Annotated in this window: 14 protein-coding genes and 1 tRNA gene; 5 read left to right on the top strand and 10 right to left on the bottom strand. The window is 67.5% G+C overall.

Going from position 1 to position 15,985, the window contains the following annotated elements; genetic code table 11:
* Positions 1-105 precede the first annotated feature (105 nt).
* Positions 106-196, top strand: a tRNA-Ser gene (locus NPA30_RS04015).
* A gap of 194 nt (positions 197-390) precedes the next feature.
* Positions 391-1,824, top strand: coding sequence for a hypothetical protein (locus NPA30_RS04010; protein ID WP_256801071.1), 1,434 nt, complete (start codon positions 391-393; stop codon positions 1,822-1,824).
* 243 nt (positions 1,825-2,067) lie between these two features.
* On the opposite strand, the gene NPA30_RS04005 is transcribed toward NPA30_RS04010, so the two are convergent.
* The 10 genes from NPA30_RS04005 to cyoA form a co-directional block, all read right to left on the bottom strand.
* On the bottom strand, positions 2,068-2,451 hold the full coding sequence (locus tag NPA30_RS04005; protein ID WP_256801070.1) for a tautomerase family protein: 384 nt from the start codon (positions 2,449-2,451) through the stop codon (positions 2,068-2,070).
* Between the two features lie 584 nt (positions 2,452-3,035).
* The gene (locus NPA30_RS04000) at positions 3,036-3,659 is read right to left on the bottom strand and encodes an NADPH-dependent F420 reductase (RefSeq protein WP_372338738.1); all 624 of its coding nucleotides are present in this window, start codon (positions 3,657-3,659) and stop codon (positions 3,036-3,038) included.
* 274 nt (positions 3,660-3,933) lie between these two features.
* Entirely contained in the window at positions 3,934-4,407 is a 474-nt protein-coding gene (locus NPA30_RS03995) for a MarR family winged helix-turn-helix transcriptional regulator (protein ID WP_256801069.1), read from the bottom strand.
* Between the two features lie 137 nt (positions 4,408-4,544).
* Positions 4,545-5,078, bottom strand: coding sequence for a response regulator transcription factor (locus NPA30_RS03990; protein ID WP_256801068.1), 534 nt, complete (start codon positions 5,076-5,078; stop codon positions 4,545-4,547).
* Positions 5,068-6,378, bottom strand: a complete 1,311-nt coding sequence (locus tag NPA30_RS03985; protein ID WP_256801067.1) for an ATP-binding protein — start codon at positions 6,376-6,378, stop codon at positions 5,068-5,070. Before NPA30_RS03985 ends, NPA30_RS03990 begins: the two co-directional genes overlap by 11 nt.
* On the bottom strand, positions 6,369-7,169 hold the full coding sequence (locus NPA30_RS03980; RefSeq protein WP_372338737.1) for an SURF1 family protein: 801 nt from the start codon (positions 7,167-7,169) through the stop codon (positions 6,369-6,371). The genes NPA30_RS03985 and NPA30_RS03980 overlap by 10 nt, the downstream gene beginning before the upstream one ends.
* On the bottom strand, positions 7,166-7,582 hold the full coding sequence (gene cyoD / locus NPA30_RS03975; RefSeq protein WP_256801066.1) for a cytochrome o ubiquinol oxidase subunit IV: 417 nt from the start codon (positions 7,580-7,582) through the stop codon (positions 7,166-7,168). The genes NPA30_RS03980 and cyoD overlap by 4 nt, the downstream gene beginning before the upstream one ends.
* Positions 7,579-8,205, bottom strand: a complete 627-nt coding sequence (gene cyoC / locus NPA30_RS03970; RefSeq protein WP_256801065.1) for a cytochrome o ubiquinol oxidase subunit III — start codon at positions 8,203-8,205, stop codon at positions 7,579-7,581. Before cyoC ends, cyoD begins: the two co-directional genes overlap by 4 nt.
* Positions 8,202-10,211 (bottom strand): cytochrome o ubiquinol oxidase subunit I, encoded by a 2,010-nt coding sequence (gene cyoB / locus NPA30_RS03965; protein WP_256801064.1) that lies wholly within the window; start codon positions 10,209-10,211, stop codon positions 8,202-8,204. The genes cyoC and cyoB overlap by 4 nt, the downstream gene beginning before the upstream one ends.
* A 7-nt stretch (positions 10,212-10,218) precedes the next feature.
* Positions 10,219-11,388, bottom strand: coding sequence for a ubiquinol oxidase subunit II (cyoA, locus tag NPA30_RS03960; protein WP_256801063.1), 1,170 nt, complete (start codon positions 11,386-11,388; stop codon positions 10,219-10,221).
* Between the two features lie 185 nt (positions 11,389-11,573).
* Between cyoA and NPA30_RS03955 the strand changes: the two genes are divergently transcribed.
* The 3 genes from NPA30_RS03955 to NPA30_RS03945 all read left to right on the top strand — a co-directional run bounded on the left by NPA30_RS03955 (position 11,574) and on the right by NPA30_RS03945 (position 15,678).
* A complete protein-coding gene (locus NPA30_RS03955) occupies positions 11,574-12,890 on the top strand; it encodes an MFS transporter (RefSeq protein WP_256801062.1) in 1,317 nt (438 codons plus the stop codon).
* A 101-nt stretch (positions 12,891-12,991) separates the two neighbouring features.
* Positions 12,992-13,873 (top strand): sterol desaturase family protein, encoded by an 882-nt coding sequence (locus NPA30_RS03950; RefSeq protein WP_256801061.1) that lies wholly within the window; start codon positions 12,992-12,994, stop codon positions 13,871-13,873.
* A 92-nt stretch (positions 13,874-13,965) separates the two neighbouring features.
* Complete coding sequence (locus tag NPA30_RS03945) at positions 13,966-15,678, top strand: ABC transporter ATP-binding protein (protein WP_256801060.1); 1,713 nt, start codon at positions 13,966-13,968, stop codon at positions 15,676-15,678.
* Positions 15,679-15,985 lie beyond the last annotated feature (307 nt).

Here is a 15,985-nt window from a genome sequence, read left to right as displayed (position 1 = left end):
CCCGCCGCCGACCCCCACGCCATTCGTGGTCGCTCCGCCGTCCGTTGCGCGCCCTTACGCCGAACGGCTTGAAATCCGCCCTTCTTCTGGTAGGAAGGCCCGACCGGAGAGGTGGCCGAGTGGTCGAAGGCGCTCCCCTGCTAAGGGAGTATACGTCAAAAGCGTATCGTGGGTTCGAATCCCATCCTCTCCGCCATTCCGAAAGCGACGCTTCATCTCTGCCCTGCTGAACGGAACGCCGCGCGGCGGGACGCGGCTTGAACACAGCTGGTCGATCAGGGAGAAAGGGGGCCGGTGGAGCCTCGCCGTTCCTCTGCTGTGCAAGACGCCGAACTCCCCGCGCCTGCGTCCACCAGAGCCGGCAGGACTGCAGAGACCGGCAGCGCCCCGATGGCCGTTCGCAAGCAGGCTTCAAACCGGCGCAAGGCGATGACCGAGCGGCGCCCACGCGGCCCTCCGGTGGTCTTGGTGCGAACGTCTCGGACAGCCGACGCCAATCCGACCCCGTACCGGCCACGGTTCATCGGCGGATCTCGTGGCGGATCGAGGCGACCGGCGGCCCTGTCAGTTCCCTTGCCTGCGGACCGCCCTCGCATCGACATCCGCTATGCGTCTTTTCCGATCGCCCCGGAGCGCAGCGGTTGCAGACCGCCCGAGGTCGATTTAAGCCTAAGGATGACTGGGGGTTCGGGGAGGTGGAGCATGGGGTTCGGCGGTGACTTGCTCACGAAGCTCAAGCGCTTCGGCGTGGCGCCCGGCGCGCGGCTCGGCGACTGCGGATCGCAGGACTTCGCCGCCAGCCAGATGGGGCAGATCAACGCCAGCCTGCGGGATGAATACCAGAGCACCGCGCGCTTCGATGGCATCACCCCGGCCGCAGAAGTTCTGCGAGCGGCGGGCTTCGACTACACCTGCTTCGACGTGGATTATCGGGAGGACACGGTCTATGTCGACTTCCACGCCTTCGAGTTCCCGCGCGCGCTCTACGGCACCTTCGACGTCACCTTCAACAGCGGCACCAGCGAGCACCTGATCGCGCCGCACGGTCTGATGTGCTTCGCGCACCAAGTCACGAAGGTGGGCGGCCTGATCTGGCATGCCGTCCCGATCTTCGGCTACGAGAACCACGGCCTCAACAACCTCACGCCGAAGTTCTGGCACCAGCTGGCTGCCTACAACGGCTACGAGATCGTCCACGCCGAGATCGTCCCGACGGACAAGTCACTGCACGACCCGAACAACTTCTTCGGCTCGCACCTCTCTTTCATCAAGGGCCTCGAGTCCTACGACGCGCCGTCGGCCCTGATCTTCATCGTCTTCCGGAAGGTGATCGACCGCTGCTTCATCCCGCCGTTCGACATCGTCGATCCAAGCCCGTCGCCTCGCACCGAGAAGCTGATGCGCGATGCGCTCGAGCCCTTCGTCGCGGCCGGATCGCTGACGCATGAAGAAGTCGGGCACGCGATGGATTCGCTGTTTGCCCGCACCCAACCCGCCGACCGGGTCGTCCACACGAAAGATGGACGGGCGCCGATTCAGGAGGTGTGCGACCGCGCTCTCGCACTCAGTCAGGCGGGCGATCATGTCGCGTCCGCTGCGTTGTGGGAGACGATCGTCGAGCAGCATCCGGACCATGCAGAAGCCCGATTCCAGCTGGCGCAGGAACTCACGATAGTGGCTCGCGATCGCGCCAGCGACCTCGTACGGCAGGCTGCGGATCTCGATCCAGGCAATGGCGCGTATCGACAGGTCAGGGACACGGCGACCATCCCGTCTCAGCGGCAAGGCATCGTCCGAAGGATCGCGCGGTCCATCACCGGCTGAAGCCGGACTGCCCGGCAGTTCCTCGCTTGCCGGTGCCTGGACGCGCTACCCAATGAGGCAGCGCCACCTCAAGGCCGACGCTTCACCGCACCTCGTCCCACCGCCCTTGTACCGCGCCTCGACCGTGGCGTTCACGCCCCTGGCCGCGCGGCGCTCGCCGCCGATGGTTCAGGCCTGAGCCGAACGGAACAATGCCCCGCCCCGCCGGCAACGCCTCGCCCGGACAGCCTGTTTTCGACGACGTCAGACGTATTGCGCGATGCCGTTGCCGAAGGACCAGTTCTCCTTCTTCACCTCGACGAGGTTGATCATGAGGTCTTCGCGCCGGAGGCCGATCCGGTCGTGCAGATTGTCGGCGAGCGTCTTGTAGAAGGCCTGCTTGAGCTCGACGCTGCGTCCCTCGCTCAGCGTGATCTGCACGATCAGCGCGTCCGCGCTGCGCTCGATGCCGAGATAGGTCGGGTCGATGATGAGCCCATCCCCGACCTGATGCTGCGAAACGATCTGGAAGCGGTCGTTCTCGGGCACGTTCAGGACGGCGCGCAGCGTCTCGTAGACGACATCCGCAACCGTCCTGCCATAGGCTGCGGGCTTGCCGTGGGGAATGTCGATGCGTGCGATCGGCATGACCGGTCCCCAAATTCGAGGCGGACGCTCTCGCCGGACGGCGGCCGTCATCGAGCGGCTCATCGCCCGTCGCGGCAACGGACCATCCGGCCGGTATCGGTGACGCCTCAGCCAAAGCCAAAGCCAAAGCCAAGCCGTCGCCTCCAGACGGGCATATCCGAAAGTCTGGTGACACGCCACGGGTTTGCCGATCTCCGGCTTCTCCCCGCACCCTCGGTGGTCTCGATGGCGGCCACCGTCAGCTCCATCGTCGGGCCCGCGCGAGCGGCAGCTCGGCTTCGCCCGATCCCGGCGGTTCGCGGACAGGCCATCGCGGTCGGTCGCCAGCGGAGGGGCATGACGGCGCCGGTTCCGGCGCTGCGGCGGACCGAGGATCGCCTGCCCGGCGAGCACGAGGACGAGGGCGCGCATCATCCCGTCGGCTGCGCCCTCGTCCGGAGATCGGGGGCGTTGGCTGGACGGCGATGCCCTCGCGGCACCTGCGCCGGTGGGGCGCCAGTCCGACGCCCGATGCGCGGGACCAGCCCGAGCAAGACGCAGGCGTGGATCCGCATGGTGCACCGCCGCGGCCCGGCCCGACGGCCTCAGTCGGACTTGACGAGGTCCTTGAAGATCAGCCGGCCCCAGCTGTTGCCGCGGCCCTGCACCAGTGCACCGCCCTCATCGAGCTTGCCGAGCTTGATGGCCGCAAAGCCGAGCCGCTCGACCAGCGCGCAGACCGTGTCCGCGGCAGCCTCGTCGTCGCTCGTCACGAAGATGACCCGGCGCCCGCCGTCGCGCGAGGGATCCTGCGCAAGCAACCGGGCGGGGAGATGATTGAACGCCTTGACCAGTTGCGCGCCAGAAAAAGCCTGTGCGACGACGGAGGCAGGCGACGCACCGCCGAGCTCCTCCTCCGGCACGCCATAGCCGTTGGTCACGTCGATGACCGTCTTGCCCCGCCAATCGCACGCGGCCGCGGCGACTTCGACGTGGCCGCGGAACGGTACGGCGAGCAGGATTGTGTCGGCCGCGAGCGCCTCCTCCAGCGTCACCGCGCGCACGCCTGGTCCGATCGACCGCGCCTCGGCCGCATGTGTCTCCGGCGGCCGGCGGGTGGCGACCATGACGTCGATACCCTTGCGGGCGAACATTGCGGCGAGCGCTTTTCCGATGGCGCCGAATCCGATGATGGCATCACTCATGACGTGTCTCCGATGCTGATCCACTGCCTCGCGGTCCCGCGCCGTATCTCGTCCCGGAGATGCGGAGCGTCCCGACGCTGAGGCAGATGGGGGCCACACCGCCCCACTGGGACGGGCAACGTTTCGACATCGGCTGTGCATATTTGCACCGGGGTGAGCCGGTCCGCGCTGCCGACCGGGCAACGGCCGAGCGCAGGCCGCGCCGGCGACGACAATCGGGCGCCCCGAGCCGCGCGCGGCGCAGAGCAGCGGCCGCAGGCCCGCGCGGAGCCGCCAGGATCGGCCGCCCGGCGCTGGCTCAGCGGGTCGTGCTGTCGTCGTTCACCAGTGCCGGGTCGGTCGTCAGGTTCAGTCGGATGCGGGTCAGCACATCGAGAGCTGTGTCGAGATCCGCGTCGTCGATGCCAGCAACCATGCGCTCGTACATCGCCAGCACCACGGGCCGGATCTCGTCGAAGATGACCGCCGCCTGCTGGGTGACGACGACGATCTTCGCGCGGCGGTCGGATGGGTCGACCTGGCGCTCCACCAGCCCCTTCATCTCAAGCTTGTCGAGGAAGGCCGAGACGGTCATCGGCTCGATCCCCATGCGCTCGGCAAGCGCCGCCTGGCGCGATCCGCGATAGCGCGCCGCGTGCGCCAGCGTGCGGATCTCGCCATAGGTCAGCTGCAGGTTGGCCTCGCTGAAGCAGCGCTCGCTTTCCTGCCGCGCCAGCCGGCTCGCGTCGGTGAGAAGGAAGCCGAGAGAGTTACCTGGTAGCAGCTGCGGCATCGTTTGCCTCCCTTTAATTATGATCTTGAATGCGAAGTCCTTACGGGATCTAGGCGATGTTCCGCTTGATTGCATCACTGAGCCTTACACGAAGCTGATCCTTGGTATCCGCCAGCTTGCGGCCCTCGTGCGGATGGTCAGGACACCCGGCTTTTGCCGAGCTTGCGCGCGAGCGTGCGCCGATGCATCCCGAGACGGCGCGCGGCCTCCGAAATGTTGAACTCGCATTCGGCGAGCACCTCGTGGATCCGCTCCCATTCCAGCGTCTTGATCGAGGTCGATCGCGTCGCCAGCGGGATCGCGGTATCGCCCTCCCCCTTGGCGAAGGCCGCCTCGATGTCGTCGGTGTTGGACGGCTTGGCGAGGTAGTGGCAGGCGCCGAGCTTGATCGCCTCGACAGCCGTCGCGATGCTCGCATAGCCGGTGAGGACGACGATCTTCATGTCCGGATCGTGCGCGTGCAGCGCCTTGACGCATTCCAGCCCGGAGCCGTCGGCGAGCTTGAGGTCGACCACCGCGAAGTCGGGCGTATCGCGCGCGAGCGCCGCGCTGGCTTCCGCCACGCCGGCCGATACGGTGACGACGTAGCCACGCCGCTCCAGCGACTTGCGCAGCGTGCGTGCGAAGGTCGGATCGTCCTCGACGATCAGCAGCGACGGCTCAAGATCCATGCGTCCCCTCCACCGAAAGGCGCCGCAGCGGCAGCGTCAGCGTCACCTCGGCGCCGCCCTCCGCGCGATTGCCGGCCGCCACGGCACCGCCGAGCTTGCGCATCACGTTCACGACGAGGAAGAGGCCGAGACCGCTTCCGGCGCGATTCTTGCTCGATCGATAGGGTTTGCCGAATTCGGAGAGCATGATCTCGGAGAAGCCTGGGCCACGATCGCGCACGGTCAAGACCAGCTGCTCGTCCTGCCGCCGCGCGGTGATGCCGATCCACCGCGGCGAGGCCTCGAAGGCGTTGTCGAACAGGCTCTGGATCACCTGCTTCAGGGCCAGATCGGACCAGATCGGCTGGTCCGGCACGAAGCCGTTGTCGTAGACGACGTGACTGGGCGCGCGCCGAAGGCGCCACTCCGAGACGAGATCGTCGAGGAAGGCGCGCACCGTCGTGCGCACCACCTGCTCGCCGCGTGCCTCGCCCGAGGACAGGAGGATGCCGGTGACGATCGCCTTGCAGCGATCGAGCTCGCCCTGCATGTCGGCCATCTCCTGCGCGATGTCGGGGTCGCTCCGGAAGCTCGGCATCTGGCGCCAGTCGTTGAGGATCACCGAGAGGGTCGCCAGCGGCGTGCCGAGCTCATGCGCAGCGCCGGAGGCGAGCAGACCCATGCGAACGATGTGCTCCTCCTCGCTCGCCTGCTGGCGAAGATCGGCGAGACGCCGGTCGCGCAGGCGCAGGTTGCCGTTGATCTTGTTGATGAAGAACACGAGCAGTCCAGCCGCCAGCGCAAAGCAGATGAACATGCCCTCGATCTGAAGGTGCGAGCCGCCGATCGTTTGCCCAGGCGGTCGGTCGAGCGGAAAGGTCTCGCCCATGAGCGCCAGGAAGCACAGGCTGGTGATGCCGACGAGCACCCAGGCCGACCACGCCTCGAGCAGCACCGCGCTGAGGATGATCTGGAGCAGAAACAGGGAGATGAAGGGGTTGGTCGCACCGCCGCTGAGATAGAGTTGTGCCGTCAGCGCCGCGACGTCCATGAGAAACTGCGCGAGCAGCTCGTTGTTGGACACCGGCCAGTCCTGCCGCCAGCGCCAGAGGCTGAGAAGGTTCAGACCGAGCAGGAGCAGGATCACGAGGCCCATCCAGCCGAGCGGCAGCGGGATCCTGAGGACGACGTGCACGAACAGGATCGTCGCCACCTGGCCGCCGGCGGCGATCCAGCGCAGCTGCGTCAGCAGGAGGAGGTTCTGCCGGCTGGCCGCCTCGCTGACGGGTGCGCCGCGCTCGGGCCTGTCTCTCACATCCATCGGCCGGTTCCTTCGCCTGCGCCATCGCCGACGAAGGCGGCTGCGGGCGCCGCGCGCCGCAGTCGCAGTTCGTGGCGGATGAACACCACCGTCGCGGCGAGAAGTCCGAGCGCAAGGCCGAACCAGGTCAGCGCGTAGGTGAGATGGCTGTTGCGGAAGGCGACCACCGTCAGCCCGCCGACGGGGTCGCCCGGCCGCGGATCGGGCGCCGCCTCCGCATCGACGAAGAACGGCGCCACCCGGCCGAGGCCGAGCGCGGCGGCGATGGCGCCGACGTCGCGCGAGTACCAGCGGCCGGCCGCCGCATCGTTGCTGCGCAGGAATGCACCGCCCGGCTCGGTGAGTCGCAACAGGCCGGTCACGGTGGCGTCTCCGGACGGCGGTCGGCGTGCCGCGGCTTCGTCCCGTGCCTCGCTCGGCACGAAGCCGCGGTCGACGAGCACGGTGAAGCCGTCATCGGTGACGAAGGGGGCCATCACCCACCAGCCCGGACCGAGGGCCGTCACCGCCTTCACCAGCGCCTCGCCTTCGCCGAAGCGGCCGCGCAGCCGGACGTGGCGATACTCGACGTCGGCGGGCTCCAGCGTCGGCCAGGCCGACGGCGGCGGCACGGGGACCGGCGCAGCGGCGACCCGCCCGTCGACGCGGGCGATGAGGTCGAGCTTCCAGACCCGGCGCTCGAGCTGCCAGACGCCGAGCGTCACGAAGATGGCGACGCCGAGCAGCATCAGGCCGCTGAAGATGGGGAACAGGCCGGGTCGCAGCGCCTGCCCGTCCCCGGCTCGTCTCACAGACCGTCGCTCATCGAATGAACGGGCATCATGTTGGCGTTGAGGTGATACATGACCCAGAGGGTGCCGCTCAGCGTGATCACCACGACGATCAGCGTGAACACCAGCGCCAGCGCGGTCCAGCCGCCTTCCGAGCGCGGGTTCATGTGCAGGAAGAAGATCATGTGGACCACCACCTGCACCGCCGCGAGCGCGACGATGAGGAAGCCGACGAGGCGGGCCGACAGGCCGGTATCGGCCATCACCAGCGCGAAGGGGATCGCCGTCAGCAGCACCGACAGGCCGAAGCCCCAGAGGTAGCTGCCAAGCGTGCCGTGCGCCGGCTCGTCGTGTCCGTGGTTTGCGTGCTCTCCGTGCCCCGGGTGGTCGTGACGGCCGCCCTGGTTAGCCTCGTGCGTCGTGGCGGCGCTCATCGCAGCACTCCCAGCAGATAGACGAAGGTGAAGACGCCGATCCAGATCACGTCGAGGAAGTGCCAGAACATCGACAGGCACATCAGGCGGCGGCGGTTCGCCTCGATCAGCCCGTGGCGCGACACCTGCACCATCAGCGTCACCAGCCAGATCGTGCCGAAGGTGACGTGCAGGCCGTGGGTGCCGACGAGCGTGAAGAAGGCCGACAGGAAGCCGCTGCGCTGGGGCGTCGCGCCCTCGGCGATGAGATGGGCGAACTCGTAGAGCTCGATCGACAGGAAGCCGAGGCCGAAGAGGCCGGTCACGGCGAGCCAGGCGAGCGTCGCGCCCTGGCGGTTGCGGGCCATCTCCAGCATCGCGAAGCCGTAGGTGATCGACGACAGGAGCAGGAAGCTCGTGTTGACCGCCACCAGCGGCAGCTCGAACAGGTCCTTCGGCGCCGGTCCGGCGGCGTAGTTGCCGCCGATGACGCCGTAGCTGGCGAACAGGATCGCGAAGATGAGGCAGTCGCTCATCAGGTAGATCCAGAAGCCGAGCATCGTCGAGCCACCATCGGGATGGTGCGGCTCCTCGGCGAGATGGAAGCGGACCGGGTCGGCCACCCCGTGCGTCACCGCGCTCATGCCGGAACTCCCGCGGCCAGCCGGGCGGTGCGCTCGGCCTCGGTGCGCGAGACCTCGTCCGCCGGAATGTGGAAGTCCCGGTGATAGTTGAAGGTATGGGCGATCGACACGGCGAGGATGCCGAGGAAGCTGAGGCCCGCAAGCCACCAGATGTACCAGATCAGGCCGAAGGCGAGGCCGATGCTGAGCCCCGACAGGATCACGCCGGTGCCGGTGTTGGCCGGCATGTGGATCGGCCGGAAGCCGGTGAGCGGACGCTCGTAGCCGCGCTTCTTCATGTCCGCCCAGGCGTCGTTGTCGTGGATCACAGGGGTGAAGGCGAAGTTGTAGTCCGGCGGCGGCGAGGAGGTCGCCCACTCGAGCGTGCGCCCGCCCCACGGATCGCCGGTCTCGTCGCGCAGGCTGTCGCGCCGCAGGATGCTGACGGCGATCTGGATCAGGAAGGCGGCGATGCCGCAGGCGATCAGCACCGCACCGAAAGCGGCGATGACGAACCAGATCTGCAGCGACGGGTCGTCGAACACCCGCATCCGCCGCGTCACGCCCATCAGCCCGAGCACGTAGAGCGGCGCGAAGGCGAACCAGAAGCCGACCACCCAGCACCAGAACGAGACGTGGCCCCAGAACGGATCGAGCTTGAAGCCGAAGGCCTTCGGCCACCAGTAGGCGATGGCCGCGAAGAGGCCGAACAGCACGCCGCCGATGATCACGTTGTGGAAGTGCGCGATCAGGAACAGCGAGTTGTGGAGCACGAAGTCGGCCGGCGGCACGGCGAGCAGCACGCCGGTCATCCCGCCGATCACGAAGGTCAGCATGAAGGCGACCGTCCACATCATCGGCAGCTCGAAGCGGATGCGACCGCGATACATCGTGAACAGCCAGTTGAAGATCTTGGCGCCCGTCGGGATCGAGATGATCATCGTCGTGATGCCGAAGAAGGAGTTCACGCTCGCGCCCGACCCCATCGTGAAGAAGTGGTGCAGCCAGACGAGATAGGACAGGATGGTGATCACCACCGTGGCGTAGACCATCGAGGTGTAGCCGAAGAGCTTCTTGCCCGAGAAGGTGGCGGTGACCTCCGAGAAGACGCCGAACAGCGGCAGGATCAGGATGTAGACCTCCGGGTGACCCCAGATCCAGATGAGGTTCACGTACATCATCGGGTTGCCGCCGAAGTCGTTCGTGAAGAAGTTGGTGCCGACGTAGCGGTCGAGCCCGAGCAGCGCGAGCACCGCCGTCAGCACCGGGAAGGATGCGACGATCAGGATGTTGGTGCAGAGCGAGGTCCAGGTGAAGACCGGCATCTTCATCAGGCTCATGCCGGGCGCACGCATCTTGATGATGGTGCAGACGAGGTTGATGCCCGACAGCGTCGTGCCGACGCCGGCGACCTGCAGCGCCCAGATGTAGTAGTCGACCCCGACATAGGGGCTGGCGCCGAGGCCGGAGAGTGGTGGGAAGGCCAGCCATCCGGTCTGTGCGAACTCGCCGATGAACAGCGACATCATGACGATGATGGCGCCCGCGGTCGTCATCCAGAAGGAGAAGTTGTTGAGGAAGGGGAAGGAGACGTCGCGCGCCCCGATCTGCAGCGGCACGACGTAGTTCATCAGGCCCGTGACGAAAGGCATCGCCACGAAGAAGATCATGATCACGCCGTGCGCGGTGAAGACCTGGTCGTAGTGATGGGCCGGCAGATAGCCGTCCGAGCCGCCGAAGGCGATCGCCTGCTGCAGGCGCATCATCAGCGCGTCGGAAAAGCCGCGCAGCAGCATGACCAGGCCGAGCACCATGTACATGATGCCGATCTTCTTGTGGTCGACGCTGGTGAACCACTCCCGCCAGAGATAGCCCCAGAGGCGGAAATAGGTGAGCGCGCCGACGACGGCCGCTCCGCCCAGCGCGACCGCGATGAAGGTCACGACGAGGATCGGCTCGTGCAGCGGCAGCGCTGCGAGGGTCAGACGCCCGAAGATCGGGCTGATCGGGATCGATGGTTCGGTCATGGACGGTTCAGAGCGCATCGAGGTCGAGGGGGGTGGCAGAAGACAGCGTCATCGCGGTCGACGGCGGATCGGCGAAGGGGCGCGGCAGGCCGTGGCCGATCAGCGGGGTCGACGCGTCGCGCAGCGGCGGATCCTTGCGGTCGGCGGAGGCGATCGCCTCTGCGCGCGAACAGATGCCGGCGACCATCCGCGGCTCCGGCCCGAGCACCGAGCCGCGGCGGGCATACTTGTCGTAGGTCAGCGGCAGCGTGTTGCGGATGCCCTCGAGGCCGAGGCCACCCTTGGCGTCGATCGCCATCATCTCGCCCATGCACATCTTGCCGGGCTCCGGGCACATGTTGACCACCGCGTCGAAGAGCTCGGGGTCGACGCCCGAGAAGTGGCGCACCGGATCGCCTTCGCTCGGCTGCTCGAGCTTCAGGTAGGTGGCACGGTCGAGCATCCCGTCGGCCTGCTTCACCTCGTTCACCCACTGGTCGAAGCCGGCCTGGTCGAGCCCGTGGAAGCGGAAGCGCATCTTGGAGAAGCCGTGTCCGCTGTACTGGGCGGAGAAGCCGACGAAGTCGCCGGGCTCGTTGATCACCGCGTGCAGCTTCGTCTCCATGCCCGGCATGGCGTAGATCTGGCCGGCCAGCGCCGGGATGTAGAACGAGTTCATCACCGAGGACGAGGTGATGCGGAAGCGCAGCGGCCGGTCCACCGGCGCGGCGAGCTCGTTCACCGTGGCGATGCCGTATTCGGGCAGGATGAACAGCCACTTCCAGTCGAGCGCCACGACGTCGACCTCGAGCGGCGAGTGATCGGCCGCCACGGGCTTGCCGGAGGCGACGCGGCCGATCGGGCGGTAGGGGTCGAGGAGATGGGTGCCCATCCAGGTGAAGGCGCCGAGCGCGATGATGATCAGGAGCGGCACGGCCCAGATCACCAGCTCGAGCTTGGTCGAGTGGTCCCAGTCCGGATCGTAGGTGGCCTGCGTGTTCGACTGGCGGTAGCGCCAGGCGAAGAGCACCGTCAGCGCCATCACCGGCAGGATGACGAGCAGCATCAGTCCGGTGGAGATGAGGACGAGGTCGCGCTGCTGCATGGCGACGTCGCCGGAGGGATTGAGCACGACCATGTTGCAGCCGGCGAGCGGCGCGAGCAGGATGGCGGTCAGGGCGAGGCGAAGGCGTTTCATCGATCTCGAGCGTGGCGCTGTCATAGCCGCAGCCGCTACATCCGACGGCTCGGAGAGGACATTGGACAATTTGCCCAATGCCCCCGCCGGCCGTTGCCGGGCATTAGGCGAGCATCTTGCCGCACCGCACGCCATGCCCTCAGACGCAGCGCGCGCGTGGCTGCGGCGCCCCACCGGGAAGAGCCATGCCGAGCGAAACCACGGCCGAGCACGATGCCAGGGTCGTCAACAGCGGCCCGCACGACCACGTCAATCCGTCCGACATCGCGGTCGGCGTGATCATCGGGCGCACCTCCGAGTTCTTCGACTTCTTCGTCTACGCCATCGCCTCGGTGATCGTGTTCCCGAAGCTGGTCTTCCCCTACGCCGACCCGCTCACCGGTACGCTCTACTCCTTCGGCATCTTCGCCCTCGCCTTCGCCGCCCGGCCGTTTGGCTCGGCGATCTTCATGGCGATCGACCGCGCCTACGGCAAAGGCACCAAGCTGACGCTCGCGCTGTTCCTGCTCGGCTCCTCGACAGTGGCGATGGGGTTCCTGCCGAGCTACGAGTCGATCGGCGACTGGGCGGCCGTCGTGCTGATGGCGCTGCGGATCATGCAGGGGCTGGCGCTCGCCGGCGCCTGGGACGGGCTCGCCTCGCTGCTCGCGCTCAACGTGCCGGACAACCGGCGGGGCTGGTACGCGATGATCCCGCAGCTCGGCGCGCCGATCGGCCTCCTCGTCGCGAGCGCCCTCTTCGCCTTCTTCGTTTCCAACCTGTCGACGGACGACTTCTACGACTGGGGCTGGCGCTATCCCTTCTACGTCGCCTTCGCGATCAACGTCGTGGCGCTGTTCGCCCGGCTGCGCATCGTGGTGACTCCGGAGTACGAACGGCTCTTCCAGGCCAAGGAGCTGCAGCCGGCGACCATCGGTGCGACGCTGCGCGAAGAAGGCCGGCACGTTGCCGTCGGCGCCTTCGCCCCGCTCGCGAGCTTCGCGCTGTTCCACATGGTGACGGTGTTCCCGCTTTCCTGGATCTTTCTCTACACGCGCGATCAGCCGGCGCGCTTCCTGACCGTGGAGGCGCTCGGCGCGGTGGCCTTCGCCGGCGCCGTGCTCCTGTCGGGCGTCCTCGCCGACCGGATCGGCCGCCGCACGCTGCTGATGGGCTGCGCCGTGGCGATCGCCGTGTTCAGCGGCTTCGCGCCGCAGCTCCTCGATGGCGGCCTCGCCGGCGAGACCCTGTTCATGCTGACCGGCTTCGTGCTGCTCGGCCTGTCCTTCGGCCAGTCCTCCGGCGCGGTGGCCGCAAGCTTCTCGATGGCCTTCCGATACACCGGCTCGGCCGTGACGTCCGATCTTGCCTGGCTGTTCGGCGCCGGCTTCGCGCCGCTCGCCGCGCTGCTGCTGGCCACCCATTTCGGCCTGATCGCCGCCGGCGCCTATCTCCTGTCCGGCGCTGTCGCGACGCTCCTCGCCCTGCGTCTCAACGCGCACTGGGACCTTCGGAACGGCTGAGCGGCCGGCGGCCGGCGCGGTGGCGGCCGCTTCTTAACAAAGTCTAAATGCTTGCGCGGCATGGTCGCCGGCGACCGCCGCTCTCGCTTCGGACCGTCGCCATGGACGCGCTCACCGCCACGTTCGCCCACGCCGCCGCCGCGCTGTCCGACGCGGTCCTGATGCTCGTCATCCCCACCGTCGTCTTCGGCGGCGTGGCGCTCCTCGCCAAACGTCGGCGGGCGGTCGCCGACGCCTTTCGCGCCGCCGACGAGGTCCGGCTCAACCTTCTCATCCACTTCTTCGATGCGCTGCTGGTCGGGCCGATCCTCGCCCTCCTCGCGGTGGCGATGACCGAAACGATGCAGGCGCACGGACTGCAGCTGATCGGCACGGAGGCCTGGGGCGGCGTGCCGGCGGTGCTCGTCGGCTTCGCCGCCGTCTTCGCCGGCGACTTCGTCGGCTACTGGCGCCACCGGCTGGAGCACACGCGCTATCTCTGGCCGTCGCACGCCGTCCACCACAGCGACACCGAGATGACCTGGACGACTCTGTCGCGCTTCCATCCCATCAACCGGCTGTCGACCACGATCCTCGACGGCGCCTTTCTGGCGCTGCTCGGCCTGCCGCCCTACGCCATCGTCGTCAACGCGCTGGTGCGGCACTATTACGGCTATTTCGTCCATGCTGACCTGCCCTGGACCTACGGGCCGGTGCGCTGGATCTTCGTCTCGCCGGCCATGCATCGCTGGCATCACGCGCTCGACCGGCGGGCCTTCGACACGAACTACGCGACGGTCTTCTCCTGCTTCGACATCGCCTTCGGCACCTTCCGCGTGCCCGGGCCCTGCGACGCGCCGCTCGGCGTCACCGACGACATGGGCAAGGGCCTCCTCGACCAGCTGACCTACGCGCTGAAGCCGCGCGCCTATCGCAAGTGGTGGCGCAAGAAGAAGCCGGCTGTCGCCGCCGCGGCGCTGCCCGTCACGACGCCCGCGGAGTAGCGCTTGGCGGAAATGGACAGCGTCCGTCGCGAGGCTTAGGAAGCGCTGCGGTGCGGCATCAGCCGGCGCCGGAGCACTGTCGGGCGTATCGGATGCTGTCGCAGTTCTTTGCCTATTACCGGCCTTATCGAGGCCTGTTCCTGCTCGACTTCGGCTGCGCGGTGCTCGCCGGCCTGCTCGAGCTCGGCTTCCCGATGGCCGTCGCCGGGTTCGTCGATCATCTCCTGCCGAGCCGCGAATGGGGGTTGATCCTCCTCGCCTGCGCCGGGCTCCTGGCGCTCTATCTCCTGAACACCGGGCTGATGGTGGTGGTGAACTACTGGGGCCACATGCTCGGCATCAACATCGAGACCGAGATGCGGCGGCGCGCCTTCGACCACGTCCAGAAGCTCTCCTTCGCCTATTTCGACGAGCACAAGACCGGCCACCTCGTCGCCCGGCTGACCAAGGATCTGGAAGAGATCGGCGAGGTCGCCCACCACGGGCCGGAAGATCTGTTCATCGCGATCATGACCTTTGCCGGCGCGTTCCTGCTGATGCTCTCGGTCAACGTGCCGCTGGCGCTGATCACCGGTGCGATCGTGCCGCTCGGCACCTTCCTCACCGCGCGCTACGGCAACCGGATGACGCGCACCTGGCACGCGATCTACGGCAGCATCGGGGAGTTCAACGCCCGGATCGAGGAGAGCGTCGGCGGCATCCGAGTGGTCAAGGCCTTCGCCAACGAGGACCACGAGCGCAGGCTGTTCGCGGAGAACAACCGGCTCTACCGGCTGCGCAAGCTCGACGCCTACCGCATCATGTCGGCGAGCCTGTCGCTCAACTACCTCTCGATGCGCCTGACCCAGGTCGTGGTGATGGTGGCGGGCACCTTCTTCGTGCTCGAGGGCACGCTGACCAACGGCGGCTTCATCGGCTTCCTGCTGCTCGTCGGCGTCTTTTTCCGGCCGGTGGAGAAGATCGCATCGGTGATCGAGAGCTATCCGAAAGGGATCGCCGGCTTCCGCCGCTACGTCGACTTCCTGGCGAGCGAGCCCGACATCGTCGACCGCCCGGCGGCCAAGTCCGTCGACCACCTCGCCGGCGATATCCGCTTCGATCGGGTCGACTTCGCCTACCAGCCGGGCAAGCCGGTGCTGCAGGGCGTGTCGCTCACTGTTCGCGCCGGCGAGACGGTGGCCTTTGTTGGCCCCTCGGGCGCCGGCAAGACCACGATCTGCTCGCTGATCCCGCGCTTCTACGACGTCGATGCAGGGTCGATCACCATCGACGGAATCGACATCCGCGACATGACGCTCGCCTCGCTGCGCCGGCACATCGGCATCGTGCAGCAGGACGTCTTCCTGTTCGGCGGCACGCTGCGCGACAACATCGCCTATGGCCGGCTCGGCGCGAGCGAGGCGGAAATCGTGGAGGCGGCGCGCCGGGCCCATCTCGAGGACACCATCGCCCGACTTCCGGACGGGCTCGACACGCTGATCGGCGAGCGCGGCGTCAAGCTCTCCGGCGGCCAGAAGCAGCGCGTGTCGATCGCGCGGATGTTCCTGAAGAACCCGCCGATCCTCATCCTCGACGAGGCAACCTCGGCGCTTGACGTCGAGACCGAGCGGGCGATCCAGGCGGCGCTCGCCGAGCTTTCACGGGGGCGCACGACGCTGGTCATCGCCCATCGCCTCTCGACCATCCGCAACGCCGATCGCATCGTCGTCGTCGGCCACGAGGGCATCGTCGAGGAAGGCAGCCACGGCGAGCTGATCCGCACCGGCGGCGTCTACCGCCGCCTGCACGACGCGCAGTTTGCCTGAGCGAGCAGCGGAGCTGCGGTGCTGCTGCTGCTGCTGCTGAGCATGGATCTCGGTGTCGGCGGCGATCGTCTCTTGATTCAGGCTCTTCGGCGCGGCTTGCCGACAACACCCCCTCTCTGCCTTGCCAGGCATCTCCCCCCTCGAGGGGGAGATCAGCGGGGAGGACGGCCGGCTTTTTTCCGCGGTCGATCAGGGGTTTTGAACCACGGGTCATGCGCCAGACCCATCGTATCCGCTCGAGTGGCGGTTTCCGAACACGCAGTGTCTTTCGACCCGCGTGATCTCCCTCCTCGAGGGGGAGACGCCG

Source organism: Mangrovibrevibacter kandeliae, from assembly GCF_024519155.1.
Classification (GTDB): Bacteria; Pseudomonadota; Alphaproteobacteria; order Rhizobiales; family Rhizobiaceae; genus Mangrovibrevibacter; species Mangrovibrevibacter kandeliae.
The sequence above is the reverse complement of the archived record's forward strand: the minus strand, read 5'-3'. Positions and strand labels throughout refer to the sequence as shown.

What these genes read in the sequence shown, in the direction of transcription:
- NPA30_RS04010 (WP_256801071.1), top strand. Translation starts at nt 391, where the DNA reads ATGGCCGTTCGCAAGCAGGCTTCAAACCGGCGCAAGGCGATGACCGAG.
- NPA30_RS04005 (WP_256801070.1), bottom strand. Translation starts at nt 2,451, where the DNA reads ATGCCGATCGCACGCATCGACATTCCCCACGGCAAGCCCGCAGCCTAT.
- NPA30_RS03995 (WP_256801069.1), bottom strand. Translation starts at nt 4,407, where the DNA reads ATGCCGCAGCTGCTACCAGGTAACTCTCTCGGCTTCCTTCTCACCGAC.
- NPA30_RS03990 (WP_256801068.1), bottom strand. Translation starts at nt 5,078, where the DNA reads ATGGATCTTGAGCCGTCGCTGCTGATCGTCGAGGACGATCCGACCTTC.
- NPA30_RS03985 (WP_256801067.1), bottom strand. Translation starts at nt 6,378, where the DNA reads ATGGATGTGAGAGACAGGCCCGAGCGCGGCGCACCCGTCAGCGAGGCG.
- cyoD (WP_256801066.1), bottom strand. Translation starts at nt 7,582, where the DNA reads ATGAGCGCCGCCACGACGCACGAGGCTAACCAGGGCGGCCGTCACGAC.
- cyoC (WP_256801065.1), bottom strand. Translation starts at nt 8,205, where the DNA reads ATGAGCGCGGTGACGCACGGGGTGGCCGACCCGGTCCGCTTCCATCTC.
- cyoB (WP_256801064.1), bottom strand. Translation starts at nt 10,211, where the DNA reads ATGACCGAACCATCGATCCCGATCAGCCCGATCTTCGGGCGTCTGACC.
- cyoA (WP_256801063.1), bottom strand. Translation starts at nt 11,388, where the DNA reads ATGAAACGCCTTCGCCTCGCCCTGACCGCCATCCTGCTCGCGCCGCTC.
- NPA30_RS03955 (WP_256801062.1), top strand. Translation starts at nt 11,574, where the DNA reads ATGCCGAGCGAAACCACGGCCGAGCACGATGCCAGGGTCGTCAACAGC.
- NPA30_RS03950 (WP_256801061.1), top strand. Translation starts at nt 12,992, where the DNA reads ATGGACGCGCTCACCGCCACGTTCGCCCACGCCGCCGCCGCGCTGTCC.
- NPA30_RS03945 (WP_256801060.1), top strand. Translation starts at nt 13,966, where the DNA reads ATGCTGTCGCAGTTCTTTGCCTATTACCGGCCTTATCGAGGCCTGTTC.